Source organism: Mycobacterium sp. FW102-FHT13B02, from assembly GCF_058790275.1.
In genome coordinates, this window is record NZ_JBYTCM010000038.1 from 1 (window position 1) to 24557 (window position 24557).

Annotated in this window: 23 protein-coding genes; 8 read left to right on the plus strand and 15 right to left on the minus strand. The window is 66.2% G+C overall.

The genetic code is table 11. The annotated features are described in order from the left end of the window. The first annotated feature begins 128 nt into the window (after positions 1-128). Genes AC3WTE_RS31430 through AC3WTE_RS31445 form a run of 4 tightly spaced genes read left to right on the plus strand, consistent with a single transcriptional unit; the run spans position 129 to position 5129 of the window. Complete coding sequence (locus AC3WTE_RS31430) at positions 129-869, plus strand: TnsA-like heteromeric transposase endonuclease subunit (protein ID WP_492443505.1); 741 nt, start codon at positions 129-131, stop codon at positions 867-869. Beyond that, positions 869-2887 carry a TnsB C-terminal domain-containing protein gene (locus AC3WTE_RS31435; protein WP_492443470.1) on the plus strand — a complete coding sequence of 673 codons (2019 nt, stop codon included), beginning with the start codon at positions 869-871 and terminating at the stop codon, positions 2885-2887. The genes AC3WTE_RS31430 and AC3WTE_RS31435 overlap by 1 nt, the downstream gene beginning before the upstream one ends. Continuing rightward, on the plus strand, positions 2881-3933 hold the full coding sequence (locus tag AC3WTE_RS31440; protein ID WP_492443472.1) for an AAA family ATPase: 1053 nt from the start codon (positions 2881-2883) through the stop codon (positions 3931-3933). Before AC3WTE_RS31435 ends, AC3WTE_RS31440 begins: the two co-directional genes overlap by 7 nt. 2 nt (positions 3934-3935) lie before the next feature. Next, positions 3936-5129 (plus strand): TniQ family protein, encoded by a 1194-nt coding sequence (locus AC3WTE_RS31445; protein ID WP_492443474.1) that lies wholly within the window; start codon positions 3936-3938, stop codon positions 5127-5129. Between the two features lie 116 nt (positions 5130-5245). Here AC3WTE_RS31445 and AC3WTE_RS31450 read toward each other — a convergent pair whose 3' ends face one another. The 14 genes from AC3WTE_RS31450 to AC3WTE_RS31515 form a co-directional block, all read right to left on the minus strand. Continuing rightward, positions 5246-6070 carry a COG4705 family protein gene (locus tag AC3WTE_RS31450; protein ID WP_492443507.1) on the minus strand — a complete coding sequence of 275 codons (825 nt, stop codon included), beginning with the start codon at positions 6068-6070 and terminating at the stop codon, positions 5246-5248. A 417-nt stretch (positions 6071-6487) separates the two neighbouring features. Beyond that, positions 6488-7717, minus strand: a complete 1230-nt coding sequence (gene efeB / locus AC3WTE_RS31455) for an iron uptake transporter deferrochelatase/peroxidase subunit (protein WP_492443475.1) — start codon at positions 7715-7717, stop codon at positions 6488-6490. Between the two features lie 12 nt (positions 7718-7729). After that, on the minus strand, positions 7730-9790 hold the full coding sequence (gene efeU / locus AC3WTE_RS31460) for an iron uptake transporter permease EfeU (protein WP_492443476.1): 2061 nt from the start codon (positions 9788-9790) through the stop codon (positions 7730-7732). A gap of 171 nt (positions 9791-9961) precedes the next feature. Beyond that, positions 9962-10087 (minus strand): hypothetical protein, encoded by a 126-nt coding sequence (locus AC3WTE_RS31465; protein ID WP_492443478.1) that lies wholly within the window; start codon positions 10085-10087, stop codon positions 9962-9964. A 160-nt stretch (positions 10088-10247) separates the two neighbouring features. After that, positions 10248-10835, minus strand: coding sequence for a Chromate resistance protein ChrB (locus AC3WTE_RS31470; protein WP_492443480.1), 588 nt, complete (start codon positions 10833-10835; stop codon positions 10248-10250). A gap of 3 nt (positions 10836-10838) precedes the next feature. After that, positions 10839-11081: a hypothetical protein gene (locus tag AC3WTE_RS31475; RefSeq protein ID WP_492443482.1), complete on the minus strand. Its 243-nt coding sequence runs from the start codon at positions 11079-11081 to the stop codon at positions 10839-10841. After that, on the minus strand, positions 11078-11824 hold the full coding sequence (locus AC3WTE_RS31480) for a COG4280 domain-containing protein (RefSeq protein WP_492443483.1): 747 nt from the start codon (positions 11822-11824) through the stop codon (positions 11078-11080). Before AC3WTE_RS31480 ends, AC3WTE_RS31475 begins: the two co-directional genes overlap by 4 nt. 41 nt (positions 11825-11865) lie before the next feature. Further along, on the minus strand, positions 11866-12810 hold the full coding sequence (locus tag AC3WTE_RS31485; protein WP_492443485.1) for a COG4705 family protein: 945 nt from the start codon (positions 12808-12810) through the stop codon (positions 11866-11868). Between the two features lie 252 nt (positions 12811-13062). Then, complete coding sequence (locus tag AC3WTE_RS31490) at positions 13063-15702, minus strand: FtsX-like permease family protein (RefSeq protein WP_492443487.1); 2640 nt, start codon at positions 15700-15702, stop codon at positions 13063-13065. Beyond that, on the minus strand, positions 15699-16391 hold the full coding sequence (locus AC3WTE_RS31495; protein WP_492443489.1) for an ABC transporter ATP-binding protein: 693 nt from the start codon (positions 16389-16391) through the stop codon (positions 15699-15701). Before AC3WTE_RS31495 ends, AC3WTE_RS31490 begins: the two co-directional genes overlap by 4 nt. Further along, positions 16388-17059, minus strand: coding sequence for an ABC transporter ATP-binding protein (locus AC3WTE_RS31500; RefSeq protein WP_492443491.1), 672 nt, complete (start codon positions 17057-17059; stop codon positions 16388-16390). Before AC3WTE_RS31500 ends, AC3WTE_RS31495 begins: the two co-directional genes overlap by 4 nt. Continuing rightward, positions 17056-17688 (minus strand): hypothetical protein, encoded by a 633-nt coding sequence (locus AC3WTE_RS31505; protein ID WP_492443492.1) that lies wholly within the window; start codon positions 17686-17688, stop codon positions 17056-17058. Before AC3WTE_RS31505 ends, AC3WTE_RS31500 begins: the two co-directional genes overlap by 4 nt. Before the next feature lie 234 nt (positions 17689-17922). Then, positions 17923-18528 (minus strand): phosphatase PAP2 family protein, encoded by a 606-nt coding sequence (locus AC3WTE_RS31510; protein ID WP_492443494.1) that lies wholly within the window; start codon positions 18526-18528, stop codon positions 17923-17925. A 144-nt stretch (positions 18529-18672) separates the two neighbouring features. Further along, a complete protein-coding gene (locus AC3WTE_RS31515; protein ID WP_492443496.1) occupies positions 18673-19935 on the minus strand; it encodes a COG4705 family protein in 1263 nt (420 codons plus the stop codon). A gap of 160 nt (positions 19936-20095) precedes the next feature. On the opposite strand from AC3WTE_RS31515, the gene AC3WTE_RS31520 reads away from it, so the two are divergent. Together AC3WTE_RS31520 and AC3WTE_RS31525 are read left to right on the plus strand one after the other, a co-directional pair. Further along, positions 20096-20353, plus strand: a complete 258-nt coding sequence (locus AC3WTE_RS31520; protein ID WP_492443498.1) for a hypothetical protein — start codon at positions 20096-20098, stop codon at positions 20351-20353. A gap of 157 nt (positions 20354-20510) precedes the next feature. Then, on the plus strand, positions 20511-21179 hold the full coding sequence (locus AC3WTE_RS31525; protein WP_492443509.1) for a response regulator transcription factor: 669 nt from the start codon (positions 20511-20513) through the stop codon (positions 21177-21179). On the opposite strand, the gene AC3WTE_RS31530 is transcribed toward AC3WTE_RS31525, so the two are convergent. Then, a complete protein-coding gene (locus tag AC3WTE_RS31530) occupies positions 21168-22538 on the minus strand; it encodes a sensor histidine kinase (protein WP_492443500.1) in 1371 nt (456 codons plus the stop codon). The genes AC3WTE_RS31525 and AC3WTE_RS31530 overlap by 12 nt on opposite strands. A 117-nt stretch (positions 22539-22655) precedes the next feature. On the opposite strand from AC3WTE_RS31530, the gene mspA reads away from it, so the two are divergent. Further along, complete coding sequence (gene mspA, locus AC3WTE_RS31535; RefSeq protein ID WP_492443502.1) at positions 22656-23294, plus strand: porin MspA; 639 nt, start codon at positions 22656-22658, stop codon at positions 23292-23294. A gap of 298 nt (positions 23295-23592) precedes the next feature. Next, entirely contained in the window at positions 23593-23844 is a 252-nt protein-coding gene (locus AC3WTE_RS31540; RefSeq protein WP_492443503.1) for a hypothetical protein, read from the plus strand. The last annotated feature ends 713 nt before the right edge of the window (positions 23845-24557 follow it).

The following is a 24557-nucleotide window of genomic DNA, read 5'->3' on the forward strand; positions in this document are numbered from 1 at the left end:
TGTCTGGTCCCAGTGAAGGTTGCGAAGTCTCGACTTAGGTTGCGAGTGACGTTGCGAATGTCTCGTTGTAGGTTGCGAGTCGTTGCCGGGTTGGGTCCGTGTGATGGCGAAGAATGTTCGCCGTGACGATGGCTCCGGCCGAAGTAGCCGCCAATGTGACCGAGGCGGAGAACGTGGAAGTCGAGTGGGTGACCTCCGACGTTGAGCGTCAGTGGTGCGCCCTCGACGCCGCCGTGCGAGTGCCGTTCGAGGAGGGGCTGCCTGTACGACGGTACCGGCCACATAAGGGGCAGCGGCATCTGAGTGGCCGGTGGTGGTGCGCGACGACTGGCAGCCATGTTGGGTTTGAGTCGTGGCTGGAGCGCGATCACGTGATGCTGCTGGATTTCGACCCGCAGGTGGTCGGCATCGCGGCACAGCCGTTCTGGCTGCACTGGACCGGCGCGGGAGGTAAGCCGGTGGCGCATGCGCCAGACCTGTTCGCCCGCCGCCGTGACGGCAGCGGGCTAGTGATCGACTGCCGCCCGGTCAAGCGGCGCCGGCCGCGGGACTTGGTCAAGTTCGCCGTCACTGAGCGGGCGTGCGAGCGGCTGGGTTGGGAGTATCGGCTGGTCGCGGGGCTGGACCCGGTGCTACAGGGCAATCTGCGGTGGCTGTCGGGCTACCGCCACGAGCGCCACGACATCCCGACGGTCGCTGTGTCGTTGCTGAAGGTGTTCGCAGCTCCGATGCCGCTGCTGGCCGGCGCGGAGGCGGTGGGGGATCCGATCGGCGTGCTGCCGGTGTTGTTTCATCTGCTCTGGCGTCAACGGTTGGCGACCGACCTGTCGGTTCCGCTGGGTGAGGCAACACCGCTGGTGTGCGTGTGATGAGGCCGGGGGTGCTGTGCCCCGGTGATCGGGTGGTGTTCGACGGCGGCGAGCACCAGGTGCTGGGGTTGGTCGGCACCTCGGTGCGGCTGCGTTCAGACGAGGGTGTCGAGCAGGTCGTGCTGGCCTCGCATCTGCTGGCCTGCCCCGACTTCGAGCTGGTCGATCACGATGAGCCCGTGGGGGTGGAGCCGTTCGGCCTGCTGGAGGGCCTGCCGGCTGACGTCGTGGATGCGGCCCGGGAATGGGAACGGCATGTGGTCGAGGTCGAGACTGGACTGCCGCCGGCAGCAGAGCCGGGTGCGGTGCCCCGCGACGGGTTCGACCCGGCGCTGACGACGGTCACCGACCGCGATGCGGTCAAGGCCGCTGAGCTGGGTGTCAGTGTCCGTACCGTGCAGACCAGGCGCGCGCGGTACGCCCGGCAGGGCTTGTGGGGTCTGGTCGATCAACGATCCACCCGCGAGTGGACCGTCACCGGCCGGGTCGACACACGGGTGGTCGCGGCGGTGCGGGCAGCGCTGGATGCCGAGACGAACACCTCGACCGGCACCCGGACGCGGCTGATCCGCCGGGTGCGGAAGCAACTCGAAGACGAACACGGCGTGGGGGCAGTGCCGATCCCGTCGCGCTCGACGTTTTACCGACTGATCGACGCACTGGCCACCGGCCGGCACAGTTTCGGGTCGGCGGTCACGCGGCGGCAGACGGCGAACCGTCCGGCGGGGATGTTCACCCCGTCGTTCGCCGCGCGGCCCGGTGAGCAGGTGCAGATCGATTCGACCCCGATCGACGTGCTGGTGCTGCTCGACGATGGCACACCGGCACGGGCTGACTTGACGATCGTGGTGGACGTGGCCACCCGCACGATCTGCGCGGCGGTGCTGAGACCGGTCGGGACGAAGGCGGTGGACGCCGCCCTGCTCCTGGCTCGGATGCTGGTTCCCGAACCGATGCGCCCCGGATGGAACCAGGCGTTGCGGATGTCGGCGTCGGTATTGCCACACGCCAGGCTGCTGGACATCGACGCACGGATGGAGCTGGCGGCAGCCAAACCCGTGATCGTCCCGGACACCATCACCATCGACGGCGGGAAAGTGTTCGTCTCCGAAACGTTCACCAGAGCCTGTGAGCGGCTTGGGATTTCGGTGCAGCAGGCCCGGCCCCGCACCCCAACCGATAAAGCGATCGTGGAGGCCACGTTCGGGTCGATCAACACGCTGTTCTGTCAGCACGTTGCCTCCTACACCGGCCCCAACCCGACCCGGCGCGGAGCCGACGTGTCCGGGGCATGGACGCTGACCGAGTTGCAGGACCTGCTCGATGAGTGGCTACTGGCCGGCTGGCAGACCCGCCCGCACGACGCGCTACGCGACCCGCTGGCCCCGCGACGCGTGCTTAGTCCGAACGAGAAGTACGCCGCGCTGGTTGCCGCGGCCGGGTATCTGCCGCTGACTCTGACCGGGGAAGACTATTTGGAGTTGCTGCCGGTGACCTCGCGGCAGATCAACGCCTACGGAATCATCATCGACTACCGCACCTACGACTGCCCTGAACTCGGGCCGCTGCGGTTGCAACACTCCGGGGTCACCGCCCGCCGCGGGCTCTGGGAGGTCCACTACGACCCCTACGACGCGACACGGGTGTTCGTGCGCACCCGGGATGGGTGGTTGACCGTCCCGTGGACGCATCTGCCGATGGTGACCGCGCCGTTCGCGGAGTTCACCTGGCGCCACGCCCGCGTCCTGACCGCGCAGCGCGGCGGCGACGACACCAACCAGACGCAGGTCGCCCGGGTGCTGGATGATCTGCTGACCCGCGCAGCGGCCGGGCCGGTGGACAAGCGTACCGACCGGGTCGCTGCCCGCACCCGCCTGACCAGCGCTACCAATCCGGTGAGCACGCTGACCGAGCGTGCGGAGCCAGAACGCGAGCCGACTGTCGACGCTGAACCGGCGTTGGCGACGGTGATCCCGTTCGGGGTGTTCGACGCCGCCGCCGAGGCCGACAAATGGTGAACCGAAACGACAGTGACGCCTCAGCAGCGGTCGGGGCCGATGAGCCGCTGACGACCAAGGAAGGATGGCAGCGATTCGTCAACCGCCAACCCGTCGCGCCCGACGGACACAACCCGGCCACCCTGGAGTTGCTCACCGAAGCTGAGCGAGAAGCGGTCAAGGAGGCGCGGCAGGCCTACCACGGCGACTTGCCGTTGGCGAACACCCCAACCATCCAGAAGGTGATCTCCACCGCGCGGCTGCTGGTGCAGTTGAACCGCAATCAGGTTTCCGCTCGGCGGGGTCTGATCGTGTCCGGGGAGTCGGGCACCGGCAAGACAACCGCACTGACGCAGTTGGGCCGAACCCACGAACTGCATATTCGCCGCCGGTTCCCGCATGACGTGTATCGGTTGCCGGTGCTGTACGTGACCGTGCCGCCAGCATCGACCGCGCGGATGCTGGCGATGGAGTTCGCCCGCTTCCTCGGGCTGTCGTTCACCGGCCGGGTCAACATCACCGACATCGTGGACGCGGTCTGCCACACCGCGGCCCACACGGGTGTCGAGCTGGTACTCGTCGACGAGGTGCACAACCTGAACCTGACCACCCGCCCTGGCGCCGAAGTATCCGACCAGCTGAAGTACTTCGCCGAGCGGCTACCAGCAACGTTCATTTACGCCGGCATCGACGTCGAAGCGGCCGGGTTGTTCGCCGGGGTCCGGGGCCGGCAGATCGCCGGCCGCTTCACGATGATCGGGGCCAGCGCGTTCGCTTACGGCACCAGTGAGCAGCGTGAGCAGTGGCGAGCGCTGGTCGCCACCATGGAATCCACGGTGAGGCTGCATCGGCACAAGACCGGCTCCCTGGTCGCGCTGGATGAATACCTGTACCGGCGCAGTGGCGGCATGATCGGCAGCCTGTCCCACCTGGTCCGCGGCGCGGCAGTCCTGGCCATCGAGGACGGCACCGAACAGATCACCCGCCCGCTGCTCGATCTTGTCCCGGTCGATTACGCAGCCGAACGTAGCGCTGCCACCGATCGTTCACGCCGGGCGATCGGCTGACCGTGCTGGCACGCCTACCGATCCCCGCCGGACCGGCCCGCCACGAGACTGTCCGTTCCTATCTGACCCGTCTGGCGGTACTGCACGGCCTACCAGCGGGTGAACTGTGGAACCACGTCGCCACCACCAAGGTCGCAGACCGCTCCGGCCGCGCACAAGGCCGGGTGGTGCTGGCCGAGCGGCTCGCGGTCCTTACCGGCCGCCCGGCCGCGCACCTGGGGCTGGCGCTGCCCGAACTACGCGACCCGTCACCGGACTGGACGGCGTGGCGCCACCAATCCCAGCCGGGCTGCGGCCGCTGCGACGCCCGCCACGACGGCGGACCAGTCCTGCTACTGCTGCCGCACCACCACTACGTCTGCATCCGCCATCGCTACTGGATCGGCCCACCCGACGCCGGGCAACCGCCCACACCCCTGCATGATCGGGTTAGTGACCAGATGGTGTTCGCCCAGCGTCGGCACAACCGGCTGCTGGCCCACCACAGCCCGGCAGCGGTGTTCGACGCGGTGCTGACCGGGTTCCTGTTCTGCGGTCACCTCTGGACCCAGTGGCCACAACGAGACCACGCCACCGCGGCCGTTCACCGCTGGGATCAACGGGCACGTTGGCTGATCCCGCCGGGAACAGAGACCACCTCCTACAGCACCTCGTTGCTGTTCGCCGCGGTTTATCCCGAAGCCGTCAGCCTCGCCGAACTGATCACCGACCCGGCCTGGCGCCAACGTGCCTCCGGCGATACCGCCGGGCAGCGCATGTTCTTGACCGAAGCGTGCCATCGTCTCGGTCGAGCCGTCCCCGACCTGGACAACAAGCGTGCCGACGCGATCCGACACTGGATGATCTTCGACAGCCATCGGCCGTCCAGCCGGCCGGACAAGACGTTCCCCGAAACCCGCGAGTGCGGCGCGACCCGGCCAGCCAATCCCAACAGTGCCAGCCGCGAGCGCACCCAGCGCGAAGCGCGCTGGTTCGCGGTCAAGCGGTGCGGCGGCAGCAGCATCCTGCACCACCGCCACCTCCGACCCGTGCTCGTCCGCGAATGGGCCGCCCAGATGGCCGGCATGACCGCGACGATCTCGGCCAGCGCCTCACTACACGACTATGGCGGCATCCGCGCACAGGAATACGACCGACGGCACGTACCCAGCAACGCCGAGCCGACCGCAACATCAAGCAGGCCACTTTTTGTCTGAGCAATCCTCGCTCAGTTGAACCGTACCGGGACCGATTACTGGGGTCGTTGCCCACCGGGATGGTGGGCACCACGGATAGCCTCCGGATCGTCGCAGATTGGCCTTGCTGACGCACATCAACTGGCTGCCGATCGCCGGCCTACGGTCGAAGTGGCGTCATCGGGGGGCGGACTCGGATCGTCGTGGCCGGGGTGCTGTCCCGGGCGCTGCGGTAGCACGATAAGCAGCACGATGATGATGGCTGCCAGCACAGCTGACGCCACTGGGCGACTCAAGTCCAATCCCCCTTCGGCCACCGGCTTATCGAGGAAATCGCCCACCGTGGCACCCAGCGGTCGGGTCAGTATGAAGGCCAACCAGAACAGCGCCACGCGCGACATGCTGGTCCAGTAGTACAGCCCCGCAACGATCGCCAGAGCCGCGCCAAAAACCAACGCACCGCCGTCATAACCCAACCCGCCCGTATCAGCGAGCCAATCACCTAGGGCGGTACCCAAGGTCTGCGAGAGGGTGATAGTGGCCCAGTAATACGCCTCTGCCTTCGGTGTCACCACGGTGTTCACTGAGACGCTGCCCTGTGACCAGCGCCAGAGACCAAGAGTGGCCACAAGAAACACCAATAACAGCAACGACCCACCCGTGTATCCGATGCCGAGTGATCGGTCGGCAAAATCAGCCAATGCCGTGCCAAACGTCGTCGAGGCAACGATCGTGGCCCAGTACAGGCTGGCATGAAAGCGCTCGGCAACGATCTGCGCGACGACCAACACCACAAGCAATCCGCCGAACAGCGCCGCACCAGCTAGGTAGCCCCAATTCAGCGTCATCGTCACGGTGTCGCCACCGGTCTCACCCAATGTCGTCGCCATTACTTTGATGGCCCAAAAGCCCAAGGTGACAGCCGGCACTTTAGTCAGTGCCTGCTTCGCACTCTCGCTCATCGGTTCTCGCCTTTCCGTTTTACCGGTTTGGATGTCCGCCGCTTCCGTCGACGTCGAACCAACAACGGGCCACATCGAGCGCAACATGCCAAGATCGACGCTGATCATCAGGCATCTCAACGGCTTTGGCGCAAAGAACACCAAAGCCGCCCACTAGTCCACACTTACAGCTGACACCCTGAAAGGACCCTGAGACGTGGATCCCCAATTGCGCCAGCAGTTTCGACGCGGGCCCAACGGCGGTACCACGACGTTTGGTCGCCGGCATCGAGGGTTCCCTGCGGCGCATTCTTCCGACACGTGTGGTGAGCATGGTCAAGCGAGCAGCTACCGGCGAGCCGTGGTTGGTCGGGTCAATCGCCACGGACGTGGGTGTGCTGACCTACGTGGCGGGTGGCGTTGGGTTTGCCGATTTGTTCAGGCCAGTAGCGTCTTGCCGTACCAGTCGTTTTCGTCGGTCAGTCCGGGCAGGGCGAAGAAGTAGCCGCCGCCGAAGGGCTGGACGTAGTCGACGAGGGGTTCGTCGGTGAGCCGGCGTTGAATGGTTTCGAATTGGCGGTCGATGTCTTGTTGGAAGCACACGAAGACGTGGCCTGATTGCAGGTTGCCGTTGGTGTCGACGCCGAGGTCGTAGTTGTAGGACCGGCGCAGCAGGCGCTGGTTGTCGGTCTGTGAGGTACGCGGGTTGGCCAGCCGGATGTGGGCGTCCAGCGGGATGGTCTTGCCCTCGGCGTCGGCCGGGTAGTTGGGTATGTCGAATTCGTTGTTGCCATCCAGGGGGGCGCCGCTGTCGCGGCGCCGGCCGAACATCCGTTCTTGTTCGTTGATCGATACCCGGTCCCAGAACTCGACGAGCATGCGGATGAGCCGGATGACCAGGTAGGTGCCGCCGTGGGTCCAGGCGGGTTCGTCTGGATCGGTGACCCACACCAGGTTTTCGGCATCGGCTGAGACGGGGTTGGCGGTGCCGTCCTTGAATCCCAACAGGTTGCGGCCGGTACCGGACGGGCGTGGCGGTGAGTTGTATCCGTCGATGCGCCAGCGCAACTGCATCGAACCTCGCACGGCGCGCATGATGTCGCGCAATGCGTGATGCACCGTGTCGGGATTGTGCGCGCACAGCTGCACGACCACATCCCCATGCGTCCACGCCGGATCCGGAAAGTCGTTACGGAACACCGTCATTGGCTTGAGTTTGGCGGGTTTGCGATCGGCCAGACCGAAGCGGTCGTCGAACAGGCTCGCACCCACGCCGACGGTGATCGTCAGACCGTCGGCCGTCACGAGTGGGCCCACGACTCCGCTGTCGGCGGGAGGGGCTCCGATGCCCAGTTGGGGCGGAGCGCCGCCAGCGGTCAGAAAACGCGCGCGCTGGGTCAGAGTGGTGAGCACCTGGGCCAGTGCGCCCTTGCCGGGGGCGGTGACATCGAGGGCGACGTGGCAGGCGAAATTCTGTTTCTGCGCGGGGGCCGGGGTCAGGATGCCCGCCTGATGTGCGCCGTGGAATGGGTACTGCTGCGGCGGGGCGGCCACGGTGGCGGCATTGGCGTCGACGGCCTTGCCCTCGACCAGTACGGCACCGGTGATCGCGGTCCCGGCGGCGCCGGCGGCGGCGCCGCGCAGGAAGTGTCTACGGCTGACGTCCATGTCTGCGGGCTCCTAACGGCTGGGTGGAAGTTCGAGAAGCAGGGGCACCGCGGCGAGGGTCTCCAGCGCCTGTCCGAGTGCGGCGTTGACGGCGCGCCGCTGGTTCGGCGCGACCTGCGCCAACGAAACCCAATGCCCATTCAGCTGTGTCGCGCGCAGCGCTGCGTCGAGCGCGTCGAGTTCAGAGTTGGTTTGGGGCAACAGTTTTGGTGCGCGCGCTGCGATCAGCGGGGCGAACTGGCCCAGGGAGGCTCGGGTGGCCTCGACGGCGGCAGAGGTTTCGGCGTACTCCGTTCCCGCGCCTTGGTCGGTGTCACCCATCAGCTGGAATCGCAGCATGTCCTCGAGGATCTCGTGGGGGCGCTTGGTCTGGTCGACCGGGGCCGGCAACGCATCGGCGAGACGGGCGCGCAGTTGCGCGATGTCACCAGCCAGCCTGTCGGCGACCGCGATCAGCTGCGTGTCGGGTTGACCATGCCATAGGCCGTATTCCAGGCGGCGAAGCCCGGTGAAACCGGGGTCATTCACCCCGCCGGGCAGGCCGTGCGGGAGTCCGGCGATCGCGTCGCCGTAGTCGCTGAAGCTTCCGTACGCGGCGCCGACCCGGGTCCAGGTCAGCATCGCCGGAGTCCAATCCGATCTGGCGGCAGCAAGATTCGCGCTGCCCAGATCCGCCTGGATCTGGTGCACCTGGTCAGCCAGCGTCACCAACAGTCCCGCGACGTAGGTTTTGTAGGCTTGCATCGCGGGCTTCAGATCGGTCTCGGTCACCCGCAGGACCGCTGCCGTGGTGTCGGCAACCGGTGGCCCCGTGATCTGTCTGGCTGGCGATGTGGTCGGGGCCTGACCGGCCAGCAGGCAGGTGAACTTGTAGCTGCCCGCCCCCAGGGTGGCCGCCAGCGGCGCGCTGGTGGTCGGGCCCAGGGTCTCGATTTCGCCGACCACTCCGTTGGCGGCATCGACGAGGGTGATCTCGCCGGTCTTACCGGACTTGTTGATCACGGTGAACGTCTGGGCTCCTGGCCGCGCCGAGGACCAGTCCGCGGCGCAGGTCGAGGCGGTGACGGTCACCTGGGTGGCCTCGAATCGAGGCGATCGCGGCAACACCGCGATCACGGCAGCCGCCGCCGCGACCGGCGCCAGCACCACCGCCACCGCTATGACCAGTGGGCGATGCGCGATCAGCCGACTGAAACTCGAAGGCAGTGATGGGTTTTCGGCGCTAGTCTCGGTGGAGCGGACCGGGGTGTGCCGCGACGACCGTAGGAATGCGGGGATGACGATGGCCAGATACCCTGCCCACCCCAGCACCTGCAGCACGGTCATGCGCGGCGTGAGCTGGGTGATGCCGGTGATGATGGCCACCCACCACGAGTCGGCCCACCCGTGTCCGCTGAAATCGAACGCGTACCACGACCGGCCCGGTAGCCAGCCCGCGGTCTGCAGATCACCGATACCGTAGGCAAGGATGCCCGCGGCCACGACGATCAGCAGCACGGCGGTTCGGGTGAAGAACACTTTCAGGTTCATCCGCACCGACCGCCGGTACAGCCCCCAGCACAACAGGACCGCGATCGCCAGGCCGAGTGCCCCGCCGATGATCGGGCCGACGGATTCGCCCGCCGCGCGGGCGGCGGTCCACAAGAACAGCGTAGTTTCCAGGCCTTCGCGGGCGACGGCAAGAAACGCCGTCAGCGCGAGTGCACCGGCACCCAGCATCAGCGCTTCACGGACCTTGCCGCTCAGCTCGCCCGAGAGATTGGTCGCGGTGCGCGACATCCAGAAGATCATCGCGCTGACCAGTGCCACCGCGACCACGCTGAGCAGTCCGCCGAGGATGTCCTGGCCGCGCGCGCCGAAGGAGCTCGTGGTTGAGCTCAGCACCGCAGCGACACTCGCCGACACCGTGATGGCGCCCAGCACACCCAGCCAGACCGGGGCGGTCGGCCGCGGCACCTCCGCCGCGGCAGGGGACTTGCGCACGGCGGCGAGCAAGATGCTGACCACGAGGCCAGCTTCCAGCCCCTCCCGCAGCCCGATCAGCAGATTCGGCACGGCATCAGACAGGACCACTTAACTAAGGTAAGGCACACCAACTGCTGATAGTCTGAGAGGGCTCGCTTGACCGAGTGATGTTCAGGCGCGGGACCGTACGCCCCCGGGGTTTCGGCATGCCCGCTGCGAGTCTTGTCGATCGACGCGACATGGAATAGGGGTTCGCGGTCGACGACTTCAATTGGGGCTTCAGAGCTCCCGCAGCGTTGCCGGGGCCGCACGTTGCGCAGGTGTGCTGATGGTCTCTACCGAGGCGGCGATCGAGGCGATGATCGACGCGGCAACTGTGGCCAGGTATGGCCACAGCACAGTCAAGCCTCCGAATGATGGACGCATCCGGCAACCTGTCCTCCCACCTCGGCGATAATATGTTGCGAAAGAATGTGTTTCGATGCTTGTCAGCGACTTTAGGGGGCACAGGTGTCCTCCCATGGCGGCTGCGTGAACAAATCAACGCCGCGTCGTGCATCGCCAGTCAGCGGTCCTCGTCCTGCTCGCTGTACACCCGTGCGGCGTAAAGCTCCAGTGCGACTTCGCAATTGTCTAGTGCCTCTGCAGCGAGCGCTTGCGTGGGCGCCCCGAACGCATCACGCGCTTTGACTTGGCCGAACCAGCTGCGCAGCTTGCCTAGCTCGACTTCGTTTTCTTCCAACTCGCCGTAGGTGAAGTGGCTGGCTGCGTACTCCTTCTCGAGGCCCGTGTGGAAGTCCGCACATTTGTCCAGGATCTCTTCGTATTCGCTGTCGCGGGCGGCCTGGAACAATGAAACAACGCCGTGTTCGCCGGCAAGCGCAGCGCAGGACAGCAGCACCGCTGTGCCGTTCATCCCCAGTATCTCGTGGTGCAGTTTGCGCAAGGCGCGTTCGGCCGCATCGTGGGCGGGCAGGACTGCAGCCGAATTCTGCAGGTACACCGCCCCCATCGATTTGAGCCGACGCCAGACGGTGGCGCGCAGCCGTGTCGGCTCGGTTGGGACCCGGTACACCAATAGCAGCCAGGTCTGCTGGTCAGGGCTTGTCGGAGGTGCTCCACTAGGTCGGTTCGCGTCGCCGTCGGTCGGCACGGATCAACCTTCGCCAGCGGTGGTTTCACGGTGGCGATCGGGGCGCCGACGGGTCGCTCGATAGACACTAACGGGCAGCACAACGGCGACTGCCACCATGGTGATCCACCACGCTGGCAGCGTGTGACCCAGCGCTACTTCTCTTGTGATCGCCAGCGCGACAAACACTCCCACGGCCACTCGCCAGTCGTCACCAACGATGAAGTCGTACCAGAATGCGGCGAACGCGCGCAGGCGTGTGATCACAGCAGGCCCACCGGCGCGCCGGAGCGGACGCGGAACACCGCGACGAGAGTGAGGGCGTAGACGGCGATTCCAGGGATGAGAAACAACAGCGCGATGTCACCGCCCGGCCAGTGTGCGCCCGCCCCTTCGGCGCTCCAGAACAGTCCGAACGCGGTCAACATGACGCCGACAACAAACTTCATCCCGTTCTCTGGTACCCCCGCCAACGGTGCGCGAAGGGCGATTCCAGCGACAAGTACGATCGCCGCTGCTGCGCTGGCGGCGAGGACCGCCAGCGGAATGTTGTGTTGGTTCCCGCCGAACGTCACCACAATGAAGGCAACCTCAAGGCCCTCGAGCGTCACACCTTTGAACGACAGGGTGAAGCCATACCAATCAGGAACGCCGGCGCGGCTAATGGTTTTCGCCGGCCGTGCAATCGACAGCGTGTTCAGAAACGCCACCGCTTCGTCATGCTTGGCCTTGTTTCCGCTGGCCCGCAGGATCGCTTTGCGGAGCCACTGCAGACCGAAGATCAGCAGTAACGCACCGACAAGAATGCGCAATGCGCTTAACGGTACTGCTGACACCGCTGGCCCGAGCACGGCTACGACAACGGCCAGGACCGTTGCCGCCGCAACCACACCCATCAGCGCCGAGCGCCAGTCACGTGCGGTACCGGCGGCCAGCACAATGGTTAAAGCCTCCACTGCTTCCACCAGGCAAGCGAGGAACACTGTAATGAACAGAGCTGAACCGCTCATCCAGCCTCCTTGTCGCCAGCCCCACGCCGTCCAAGCAGATTCTAACGACTGTTAGCCTCTCTGGCTAACGACTGATTCGGGACCCCGCTGGTTGTCTCCAGCGCGTTGCCGAGATCGGGTGAAGAACCGATCATCGGATCGCTGAGCGGTCTGGTCCCCGCCGCAGCACGGGAGTCCTCGCGGTGCGGCCCATCGGAGTGGACGGCTTGCTGCACATCGGATTTGGTGATCGCTAAGTACGTAACCGACGCGAGGATGAGCAGGCCGAGGACCGCGACCACCGGCGCGTCGCCCAGGCCGAAGCCGCTGGTGCCGGTGGGTTTGGCGAGCCAGTCGGCGATGGAGGCGCCCAGCGGACGGGTGACGACATAGGCGGTCCAGAAGCACACGATCGGATTCCAGCCCAGCCAGCGGTAGCCTGCGGCGGGTATCAGGATAAGCAGGGCGAAGACCGCCGCAGAGGCGGCGTAACCCAGATGCAGTGTGTAGGCAGTGAGGTCGCCCAGGGCGGTGCCCATGGCGAAGGTCGCCATGACCGCGGCCCAGTAGAACAGCTCTCGGCGGTTGGTGTCGACCGCATGGAACGACAGAGTGTGTTCGGTGCGGTACCAAGCGAGGAAGACCGCCGCGAGGACTAGGGCGTAGAAACCAGTGGAGATCGGATAGGGGATGCCGAGGACGACATGCATCACGTCGGCGGCCATGGTGCCGAAGACGCCGACCATGACCACCGCGCCCCAATACGCCCAGGCGTTGTAGCGGCCGAGGCGCAGCTGCACGGTCAGGGCCGCGACGAAGGCGAGGAAACCCAGCACGACCGCGATCCGCGGGTCGATGCTGTTCACCAGGAAGTCGGAGGTGGATTCGCCCATGGCGGTGGACAATCCCTTGACGATCCAGAACACCGCGGTGATCTCGGGGACCCGCAGCGCGCCGATGCGGGTCAGTGCGGAGGAAGAACTCGGTCTGCTGGTGGGGGTGCTCAAGGGGCTACCTTTGCGAACGGGAACGGATGGACACAGTGGTCGACACCGGCCCGGGCAGCGAAATGGTGTCGAGAAACACGGGTGGACAGGACGTTTCGCGTCATGCGGAGGGCGCATGTTGTTGGGTGAAATAGGCCGACTGCAGTGTTACCGACCGGCGCTGAGAGGGCGCTGAGAGTCCGGTCTGACCGCGGTAGCTGACTGCGGCCTAAACTCCCGGAAAGGACGATCACGGCCACGCTGTCGCGACGCTCACAGCTCGCGAAGCGTTGCCAGGGGTGTGCGTCGCGCGAGTCTGGTGATGATCTCCACCGAAGCAGCGATCGAGGCGATGATTGCCGCCCCAAGTGTGCCCAGGTACGTCCACGGCACAGTGAGGTTGTGCGGTGGCGGGTCGAAGACACCATTAAGCAGCGCGACCAGCATCTCGGCGACCGCCCACCCCAGGGCCGTCCCGCCGGCCAGCCCGATCACGGCGAGCAGCGTGGCATCGGCAGCGACGAACGCGCGAAGCTGGCGTCGGTGGGCGCCGAGGGCGGTGGCGATCGCGAAATTCCGCCGCCGTTCGGTCAGCCTCAGCATGAGGACCAGGGCCGCCGCCGCGACGGCCAGCAGCAGCCCGAAGCCGAGTTCGACGCGGGTCAACCCGGCCAGGTCGACCGCGGTCAAGCTGGACCCGACGGTGCCGCGCACAGTCGCGATGTCGGTCACAATGGCACTGGTTCCGACCAGCGCGCGCACCTTAGCGGCGACGGCAACGCTGCCGCGGCCGCCGGTGTCGATCAAAAAGGCGCCCACGGCGTTGCTTGCGGTGTGCGCGGCCACGTAGCTGCTGTTGGCAACGAAGAAGCTGTCTTTTGGGGCCGTGGGGAATTCGGCCACCACGCCGATGTAGCGGAACGGCACCGTGACCGGTTGATGGCTTCGGGTGTCGGTGAGGCGCAGATTGAGCGTGTCGCCGGGATGTAGTTGATAGTCCTTCACGGTTTCGGCGCTGACCAGAATCGAATCGGGCTGCGCGGCCAGCTCAGCCAGCAGCTGTTTAGCGCTACCACCCTGAAAGTAGCTGTCCTGCAAAGCCGTAACGGCGCCGATCGTGTTGGGATTGACTCCGTAGAGGTCCTGAAGGTCGGCACCGATGTAAGCGAACCGGTGTTGGATCGGCTCGACCGCGCGTACACCGGGGATGGCGCGAAGTGTTGACGCGGCCTGCGGCGGCACCGACGACGCCGGAGGTTCGGTCACCGTCACGTCGGCGCCGTTGGTCAGCAGCGCATCCACCAAGGCCTGAGTGCGGTAGGTGGCGTTGAAAATGGCGGTCGAGGCGGCGAACGCGGCGGCCAGGGCGAGCAGCACCGTCGCCACAGCCAGAGTGCGGCGCCGGCGCGTGACGGTGTTGGCGATGATCGGTGCGAGCTGGCCAGCCATGGGCCGCAGCGCCACGCCGACCAGCGGCCTGCCACGGCCCATCAGCAGGTCGGCCAGGCGCCATGTCAGCAGGGCGGCCCCGACCCACAGCAGTGCGGGCGCGGCGAATGCCCAGTAGGACACCGAGATGGTCGGTGTTCCCTCGGGGGCCAGCACCAGCTGGTAGCCCCCACGCCGCAGGTCCAAGAACAGCGCTACGCACGCCCCCAGAGCCGCAATGTCCAGACCCCAGCGCGCCCACGCCGGTAGCCGGGCGGGCGCGGAGGTGGTGTGGTCGGCCGGCGCATGGCGCCGTAGGTCGCGCCAGGCCGGTGCGACCACGGCCAGACCGGCGATGAACAAGCCGGCCAGCACCGCCCCGACGGTCCACCACCACAGGCCCGCAGCGCCGAAGGTGGTGTGCCCCACGGCGACTGCGGCGCCCACCCCGGCAGCTGCGCCGCCGAGCCCGATGACCGCGGCTTCAGCGGCGGCCAGGCGCAGCAGTTGCGGCGCGGCCGCGCCGCGGGCGCGCAAGAGCGCCTGCTCGCCGCGCCGTCGCGGGGCCCCGGCGGCCACCGCCGTCGCGGTGAGCAACCCGGCGAGCACGACCGCCGGAACGCCGAGGAACAGAAACAGGATCTGCGCGTAGGCGGCATCGCTGCGCGCCGCGGCCAGCGTGGCGCCCAAGTTGTCACCGACCACGGCGCCTCCGGCGCTGCGGGCTTCTAGGTTGTGCGCCGCGCCGGTCACCTGCAGGTAGGCGTCACCCGGATCGGGCGGCAGGTCATGGTGTAGGGCAGCGTGGATCTGGGTGGACACCAGATCCGGCCGCGCACCGGCGAGCGGGTCGAAAATCTGGTGCCACAGGGCAGCGCCGAGGAGCACGACGTTGTCGGGCGGCGCCGCCGGTTGGGCGCCTGGTGGGGCACCGATGTTGGCGAACAGTTGGTCGGCGGTGGGCAGGTCGACGACTCCGTCGACGACGACGTGGGCGGGTGGCAGACCGGAGCGGCCGATCTGCACGGTGTCACCGGGTTTGACGTGAAGGTTGGCGGCTGCCTGCTGGGCTAGCACGACCCCGTTGTCGGCGCCCGTCAGCGGCCGAATCACCCCAGGGAACAACGTGGAGTATTCCGGGGGGACACCGAGCACCATGCCGGGCCCGGTGGTCTGGGTCGTGCTCGAGGGCGACGCGGTGAGGCCGGTGGTGTGGGCGTAGCCGGCCAGCACGGCGGCGCGAACGATCGGTGTCGAGCGCACGCGGTCGAGCGTGGCGGCGGTGCTGGCGGCCTGGGGTTGAACCTGCACCTGCCAGTCGACGACGCTGCGCGCCGCCGCGCGCTGGGTCATGGTGGCCTGCGCCGAGGCGACAAAAGAGCCCAGGCTGGCCAGCAGCGCGACCGCGGCGGCCACGCCGACGGCGGTGAATATCAATCTGCCGGCGCGGCGGCGCAGCAGTCCCCACGTCCACAGGCCGATCATGAGGTGCAGTCCAACCGGCCGTCGCGCATGCTCCAGTGAGTGGGCAAGCGCGCCGCGACGGCGTCGTCGTGGGTGGCGATGAGGACTGCGGCGCCGGCGGTATCGGCGGCGGCCAGCAGCGCGGTGATCACGCGCTCACCGGTGTGGCGGTCCAGGCGCCCGGTCGGCTCGTCGGCCAGGATCAACGTGGGCCGCGCCGCCAGGACCCGGGCGATCGCGACGCGCTGAGCCTGACCACTAGAGAGATCCTCGGGCAGTCGGTGCGTCAGCTCGGCAATGTCGACGTCGGTGAGCGCCAGATGTGCTCGCCGGTTCGCGTCGGCGGCCGCCATTCCCGCGAAAAGCACTGGTAACGAGACATTTTCGATGACATCGAGGTCATCGAGCAGGCTTGTTCCCTGAAACACCACCCCGACTCCGGCCGGCCGGCCCCGCCGGTCGACGCCTAGCGCAGGCCAGCTGATCGTGCCACGGCTCGGGGTGTCCAGGCCGGCGATCAGGTGCAGCAACGTCGACTTGCCCGATCCCGAACGACCAGTGAGCGCGATACGCGCCGCCGGTGGGACGCGGCAGGTGACCTCGCGCACCGCAGTAACCGCCGCCGCACCGCTGCCGAAGACCCGGTCCACACCCGTGCACTGCGCGACGTCAGCCCTTGTCGCGGCGTCGAGGTGATCCGCGGCGGTCACTCGAGCGCCCGCCCGTCGTGCAGGCGAATCACCCGGTCGGCGGTGTTTACGACGGCTGTGCTGTGGCTGGCGACCACCACCGCAGCACCACGGTCGACCGCCTGCCGCAGCAAGTCGAGCACCACCTCTTCGGTGGTGCTGTCGAGCTCACCGGTCGGCTCGTCGGCCAGCAGCACCGCCGGATCGTTGGCCAGCGCGACGGCGATCGCAGCGCGAGCCAGCTCGCCACCAGACAGTTGGCGCGGATAGGCGCTCGCACGGTGGTCGATTCCCAGTCGGGCCAGCGACTCGGCGATCGCAGTGCGGTGCCGGTTTTTCACCAGTGCGCTGACCAGCGCCACGTTTTGGGCAACCGTGAGGTGTTCGAACAGGTTCGCCGTTTGAAACAGCAGCCCGATGTGGGCCGCGCGGATGGCGCATCGGATACGTTCCGGCCGGTGGCTGATCCGCTTCCCGCCGATCTGCACACTGCCGCCGTCAGGGTCGTCGGTCCCCGCCAGGCAGGAAAGAAGTGTGGATTTGCCTGACCCGGAGGGGCCGGTGACGGTGACGAATTCGCCGCGGTGCACCGTCAAGGACACTCCGCGCAGCGCCTGCGTTTCTTCGTCCTCGCTGCGAAAAAATCGGTACAGCTCATGGGCGTTCACCACTGGCGGCGTGATGGTCATTGCCACACTACCGAGTTGGTGATGGTGCTCCACGGGTCGACATTGTCGGCGCCGACTGGCCCGGATACGGTGATGATGGCGGTGCGCCCGGCGTGCCAAAACTCGTAGCGCTGCACTGCGTCGGTGATCAATTTGTCGATGACCCCGTTGGGCGGGCTGGTTGCTTGATAGGTGGCCAGTACCGCCGGCCCGGCATCACGTTGCACCATGCTGACCGAACCGGGCTGATAACCCGGGGTGGCGGCCGCGATCGCGGGCACCACCTGGGTCTTCACCGATTGCACCGTGGGCGCGGTTGGCTGCGCGAGAGATTCGAGCCGCACGGTGTTGGTTTTGTCGGTGAACACCGTGGCGTTACCGTCGGTGCTGCGTGACCAGCCCTCTGGCACCGACACCGTGAATGACCCATCAGGCAAGGTGAACGGGACGTACACCTGGCTATCGGGGATGTCGCCGGCGGGGTTGGTCTCGGATGCAGTCGCCCTTGCGGTCGAGGATCGGACCGTGGCCGGATTCGTGTGGCCATGGCCACAGCCCGCGAGCACCAGCACGGCGGCCAGTGCGCCCAGCCGTCTCGCCTTGCGGAGATCCATGGCCGTCATCGCCCCTTCCGCTGACGATCGCGTCATACGATTCCCCGATCCTGCATGCGCGGCGCTGTGGAGACGCTGAGAACAGGGCTGGGGTCGCGCGCTGGCGCTGGAATAGGAGTGGTTTCCTCGGTCGCTTCACTTCGCAGTAACCGCGTCCATGTTCAGTACCCAGCGGCCGGCTGCTCCGGCGGCCACGCCTGCGACAGGAATCGCGTTCCACGCGTTGATACCACGGCGGTGATCGCCGAGAAGTATTGTCGCAGGCCAATTTTAGGAAGCGAATCGTGGCGGCTCTGTGGCGGATGTGCAGGTCAGCACACATAACGGCGAGTGTGCGACTCGATCGACTACCCACCGCAGTAGCGGTCGCACTGCCGCGTAGCCGGCGAAGCTGACGGCCGCGCCCAGTGCAAGGCCGGCCAGCACGTCCTGCGGATAGTGAGCACCGACGTAAACCCGGGCGAACGCCATCACTACTGCCGCGATGGCGGTGACGATGCCGAGGCGCCGGCTGACCAGCCACACTCCAGCAGTCACCGCTCCGGCCATCATCGCGTGGTCGCTGGGGAATCCACCGTCGGTGTTGCAGTGCAGGACCACGATGTGGGGCAACGCGTTACAGGGGCGGGTCGAGTTGATGGTGTTTGCGATGGGTTGGTTGATGGCCACGGCGAGCAGTACTCCGAGCGGCGCCCATAATGCCGCGGCCATCGCGGCGGAGTTGTTGCGTCGCCGGGCGATCCACCATCCGGCCAGCAGAAGGGCAGCGAACAGCGCGATGCCACCGTTGGCATATGCGGCCGCGACCTGGTGTAGCCACGGCGTGTCACGCGCGAAATCGTTGATGTAGTAGAAGATTCGGGTATCGGGGTCCATCGTGGCCTTTATCGGGTGTTGTTGTCACGTCGGTGATACCCGAAGGTAACGCTCGGCTGGAGCCCTCGAGCGAGGCTCGCTGCTGCAGGCCCCGGCACCGAGCGCCTGCTCGTGTCTCACCGTCGCGCCGCCTGCGGCGGGCGTTCAGCGCAGACTATCCAACAGCGTTGTCAGGGTGCGCTTTTCATCGTCGGTTATGGGATTGGCGGACCTGATCGATTTGAGTACGGCGTCGATCTGATGGTCCAGAACCGACCAGGTGTCGGGGTCGATCGCCTGTAGCCGGTCTTGAGCGTGATCCCATGCGGTTTCCAGGTCGGTGATTCGGGCCCGAGCACCGGATTGGTCTCCCGCGGTCACCTTCACCAGGGTGTCCTGCGTGATCGTGCGGAAGTTCGCGACATCGGCAGCCGGAAATGCGCTGACCTTGCCCGGTGTGAGGGGCGCAGCAGCTGCGGTCGGTCCAGGCTCTTCCTCGCTGCCGCTTTTCGTGGAGTGCGGCTGCATCGATGCCCACTGCAGCAGCGCGCCGGCAGCCAGGACAACGACGGCGTAGTAGCCAACCGTGCTGACAACCGACACCCGTCGTACCGGACTGGGCGATGTTGATTGTTGCGCCGTCTCTTGCCGTGCCTCGATGACATCGACGCGGGTGACGGTGAGGTAGATGACCGCGGCGGCGATAGCGACCAGGAAGATCACGCTGGTCAGCCCGTAGCTCAACCCCAATCCGTGGTCGGTCTGCGGCGCGGCGAGAAAGTCGCCGAGATTGGCGCCAAGCGGGCGGGTCAAGATATACGCCAGCCAGAACGACAGCACTGAATTCACCCCGAAGCGCCAGCCGATGGCAACCGCGGCGATCAGGGTCAGCGGCAGCAGGACCGATATTCCGGGGGGCCACCCGGTCAGCGCCAGGGTCCAGTCACCGGCCGCGGTGCCCAGGGCGAAGGTGACCAGAACGGCGAGCCAGTAGAACACTTCACGCGGCCGGGTGGTGATGCTGTGGATCGACAGGGTGCGCTCCCGGGCGTACCAGACGCAGAACACCACCACCAGCGCGACCGTGAAGACCGCTGTACTCACTGACAGCGGAACCGCGAGCGTGTCCGTGAGGATGTCGGTGTAGAGAGTGCCGGCCACGCTGACCACCACGACCGTGAGCCAATACACCGTCGGTACATAGCGCGACAGCCGCAGCTGGACGGCCAAGACCGCACCCAGCACGACGGTGAAGATCACCGCGGTCAGCTCAAGGCCGACACCCAGACCCACGTTGATCCAATCGGCGAAACTCTCCCCGACGGTCGTGCACAGGATCTTGATCAGCCAAAACCAGACGGTGACTTCGGGCACTTTGCTCGCAGTCACCTGCCAGGTGCGGGTTTGCGGGCGGGTGGCAGGGGTCATGGCCGCCGACTGTAGATATCGCACGCTGAACCGACGCTGAGAAACACTGACGAGTCCGCACACACGCGCGTCTTACGCTGAGAGGACGCTGAGACCGGTTCGCATGTGGCCGGGCCACATTTGGTGCGGACATCGGTCAACGCGTGTCACGATCGGGGGCATGACCGATCCGAATACCGCCCAAGCCACTGCATTGATCGCGGCGCTTCAGGATCAGTTGGCTGCGATGGCGCCGAGGCTCGCCCAAGCTGAGCTAGACGCCTGCCCCGGGCCGCCCGAATACGCAAGGGCGATCCGGCTCTATATCGCGCAGCTACGCCGCGATGTCCACCACGCACAGTTCCTGATCGCGCGGCTACATCAGCGATTTCCGGCCGCTGAAGTCTGCCCACCCATATTGGTTGCGGACGTCGAATGAACGCAGGACCCGCCACTGACGTAAGCCCTGTGCCATCGTCGCACTCGAATGCGCGCCACGGCAGAACTGCCGAATGGTCGATTTGCAAGGAGGACATGGAGGTTGACGAGCGCGGCGTCGGCGCTGTGCAGGTAACCGGTATGCGGTGGCAAATCAGGTGAAGGTTCTTCTCGTCGAAGACGAACCGGCCCTATCTACGACGCTGTCCGCTGGGCTCAAAGCTGACGGGTTTGTGGTGGCGACCGCCGAAGACGGCATCGAGGGGCTGCATGAGGCCGTCACAAACGGCTACGACGTAGTGGTCCTCGACATCATGCTGCCAAGACTGAGTGGCTACGAGGTGCTGCGGCAGATGCGGAGACAGGGTGTATGGACGCCGGTGCTGATGCTGACGGCCAAGGATGGTGAATACGATCAGACCGATGCCTTCGATCTCGGTGCCGACGACTATCTGACCAAGCCGTTCCCTTATCGGGTGTTGGTGGCCCGCCTGCGTGCATTGATACGCCGGGGCGCGCCGGAACGACCGGTGGTGCTCACCGCCGGGACGTTGTCGCTTGACCCGTCGCGTCGCACGGTGACCCGCGCCGGCACGCCAATCGTGTTGACGCCGAGGGAGTTCGGTGTGCTGGAGTTTCTGATGCGGCATAAAGACACGGTCGTGACAAAGGCGGACATGCTGCGCGGGGTATGGGATGTGCACTACGAGGGGCAGGACAACGTGGTTGAGGTGTACGTCGGCTACCTGCGCCGCAAGATCGATTCGCCGTTTGGCACCAACACGATTGAGACGATCCGCGGCGTTGGCTACCGACTATTGCCGTGACGGCAGGCTGACGCGCACTGCGGTGCCGCCACCAGGGCGTTCACTGATGGAGACGTGGCCGCCGTGGGCGGCCACGATCTCGGCGACGATTGACAGGCCGAGGCCGGTGCCGCCGCCGCCGCGCGATCGCGAGGAATCTAGCCGCACGAAACGGTCGAATACCGCTGTCCGCTTGGCCGGCGGGATACCGGGACCGTCGTCGCTGACGGTCATCTCGATGCAGCTGTCGCGATGGTGCACCGAGATGTCGATCTGTGAGTGAGCGTGGCGGTTGGCATTGTCCAGCAGGTTGCGCAACACCCGCGTCAGGGTGCCGGGGTCTCCGGTTACTCGGGCGGGCTGCAAATCGGTGTAGACGGTGTGGGTGCTTGCACGTCGGAGCCGGGTCGCCTCGCGCTCGGCGAGATCGTCGAGGTCGATGTCCTCGACGCGCGGCAGTAGCGCGCGCTCATCGGCCCGGGCCAGCAGCAACAGGTCTTCGACCAGGGCCTGCATGCGGTAGGCCTCGGGAATCAGCGTGCCGGCGGTCAATTCCGTATTCAGCAGCTCCGGATGGGCCTGGCCCACTTCCAACGCCGAGATAATCGCCGCCAGTGGACTTCTCAGCTCGTGGGAGGCATCGCCGACGAATTGGCGCTGCGCCGTGTGCCCGGATTCGATGCGGGCGAGCATCGCGTTCATCGTGTGGGCCAACTCCGAAATTTCGTCCCGGTGTTCGGGCACCGGCACCCGCTCTGACAGGTCGGTGGTGGAGATGTCGGAGACGCGGACCCGGATCGCCTCCACCGAACGCAGGGACCGTTTCACCAGCCGATAGGTGGCGGCAGCCGCAGCTGCGATGATAATTGGTGCAGCTGCACCGAGAAGCAGCGCAACAGTTTTCAGCGTCGATTCGGCGGATTCGCTGCTACCGGCGACCAAGATCGTGTAGCCGCCTTGGGGCGTAAGGATGTGCTGGCCGCTGATCCGAAAGCCGTCATCGGTCCCGTCACCGACCACAACGTGGCGGCGGTCTGAGCCGACGTCGGTAACCGGTATGACCGCCGTGGTGGGAGCGCCGGCGGATCGGCGCACCACCTCGCCGGCCTCGTTGATCACCTGGACCGTCGCAATCCGCTGATCGATGGCCAGCAGCGAGGCGTCCAGGTCGGCAGGCGAGTCATCGTGCAGGGCCGAGATCAGATTGGTGATCCGGTCGGTAACGGCGGCATCGATGCTGGCAAGCAGGGTGGTGTTGAGCACCGTGATCAGGCCCGCGCTAGTGACGATGAACGCCACCAGGACGACCGTTGCGGACACCGCCGCCGACCGCACTGGGATCCCCCAACGGGCCGGGGAGATCCAGCCGATGCTGCGCATGCCTGTGCACTGTAGGGCGCCACCGCGGTCTTGGCGATCTCTCAGCAAGCATTTGCCACGATCACGTGCCGCGGCGATGCGCTCGGCGTCATCGGCAGAGAATCGAGGAGGACCCCGGTGCGAACACTTTTTCGCGCGGTTATCGCCTGTGGCATCGCCACGGCTGTGCAGGTTGCCGGCGCCGGTACCGCTCGTGCTGGCCTGGACAACGAACTGAGCCTGGTCGACGGGCACGACCGGACATTGACTGTGCAGCAATGGGACACGTTCCTCAACGGGGTGCTCCCCCTCGACCGCAACAGATTGACTCGAGAGTGGTTCCACTCCGGTAAAGCCGCGTACACGTGTGAAGGCGCGGGCTGCGACGACTTCGCGGGCACCCTGGAGCTTGGCTACCAGATCGGGTTCCCGTGGTCACTGGGCGTGGGAATCAACTTCAGCTACACCACGCCGAACATCCTGCTCGACAATGTCGGTCCCGGGACGCTGCGCGGCGCGTGCTGTGGCGGCATCATCACCCCGAACTTGCTTCCGGGAGTGTCGATTTCCGCTGACCTGGGTAACGGCCCCGGCGTCCAGGAAGTGGCGACGTTCTCGGTGGACGTGTCCGGTCCGCATCGCTCAGTGGCGGTGTCCAACGCGCACGGCACTGTCACTGGCGCCGCCGGAGGGGTGCTGCTGCGCCCGTTCGCACGCCTGATCTCCAAGACAGGCGACTCGGTCACCACCTACGGCGAACCCTGGAACATGAACTGACAACCGGCCCGGCCGCGCGATTGGCACAAAGCGTCGCGCTGCGATCGCGGGACTGCACCTTCGGTGCTCTCTGTGCATGACCCGGGATGGGCTGTGGTGCCGGCAGCGACATAGCTGCCACTGACCAGTCCGCCACAACACAGCGTGCGAGGCTCGGCCGCTGCTAAACCTCACCAGGTATGCCCGTGCGGTGCTACCTGTCGCATTTCTCAGGCGCGTTCAGTGGCAGCTCAGCCGCAGTCGTGCACGGTCAATGCATCGCCAGATCGACGGAGAATCGAATGAAAGGGAAATAACAGTGACCATTCGCAGAGGCACGATGGCGGCCGCGGTAGGCGCGGCCCTGCTGGCCGGCATGATCGGCAACGGCGTTGCGCTGGCACATGCCACCCCAATACCGGCCCCACATGCTCCGGTGGTGGATGCACCCGAACCCGGCGACGCTCCCGATGTTCCGGGAGCTCCGGACAACGACAATGTTCGGGGCGGTGACCAGAGCGGCCCGGAGGTGCCTAACACCCCAGCAACGCCCCTGCCCCCAAGGCGGTAGCGGCACCGCCGCTACTAGACCCTCACCCGCGGCGGCGGGCCTGCCAACTTGGCGGGTCCGCCGCTGCACCACACGCGAACATCGCAGAACATGCCGCCCTGCACGACAGGGTCGCACCCGCGCACGATCGCGCGTAACGCGTTACTGGGACATGTAACAGCGCCGATTTCGGCAGCACAGTCCTTCCGCTGGGTTTGCGTGCGCGTCACCCAGAAGAAACAGACCAAGTCAGAGTAGCGCGATCACTGGTCAGACCGGCTGATCGATTCGCTCGAAAGACGTTGCTGTGTAGGTGGTTTTGGTGTTTCCACCAGAGGTGGTTTCGGTTTGCATGATTGCCAGCACACGAAAGCGCTCACCGTGAACCGCCCTGGGTTGGTTGCACACACAGATCGGCTGCGGTGCCGACCTCGGACAGATTCGTCTGATCGACCAGATAGATGCCCAGACCGCGAACACCAACCTCCACCGAAAGCATCCTCCAAACAGCACCCGGTGAGACAACCCAAGGGACCCTCGGCTGTCTACTTTCAGAATTCGCCGACAGACAGTGTCGGTTGACGCCGGGGATGCGAGATCGGCGTACGGGATATAGCCGTCAGCCCACCGAAAATGCAAAGTATTTCGGGACAAACCACAGTAGGACGTCCCGACAAACCTTGCAAAACCCAGCAACCGCGGAGCCAGACTGCGATGTTCAATGGGATCGGACA